Here is a 520-nt window from a genome sequence, read left to right as displayed (position 1 = left end):
CTCGAAGGTGGTGCGGGTGTAGTAGTCGAGGCCGCGGACGAGCTTCTCGTCGTCCTCGTACACCACACCCGCCGCGGTCAGCAGATCGCGGACCTCCTCGTGGTACGCCTTGCACGCGTCGCACAGGTAGTCACGCAGGACCGGTGCGCCGACGAGCTGCTTCTGCACCTCTGGGCGCTTGTCGTCGAGGACACGCAGCGGGTTGAGGTCGATGCGGCGGCGGGTGTCGTCGTCCAGGTCGAGCTCGCGCAGGAACTCCTGGAGCGCGTCCCGGTAGACGGGGCGGCACTCCTTGTCGCCCAGCGAGTTCAGCAGGATCCGGAAATTCTGCAGTCCCAGCGTGCGATACGCCTGGTCGGCCAGGATGATCAGCTCGGCGTCCAGTGCCGGGTCCTCGGCGCCGATCGCCTCGGCACCGACCTGCGAGAAGTGCCGGTAGCGGCCCTTCTGCGGACGCTCGTAGCGGTAGTACGAGCCGGAGTACCAGAGCTTGACCGGCAGGTTGCCGAGCTTGTGGAGG

At 67.3% G+C, this 520-nt stretch carries 1 protein-coding gene; it reads right to left on the bottom strand.

From position 1 onward, the window contains the following. Window positions 1–520: ATP phosphoribosyltransferase regulatory subunit (locus AC1DUE_RS20145; RefSeq protein WP_477041184.1), on the bottom strand; the 520-nt coding region annotated here is incomplete at both ends.

Source organism: Cellulomonas sp. P4_A2 (genome assembly GCF_056402515.1).
This window is presented reverse-complemented; position numbering and strand designations above follow the sequence as displayed.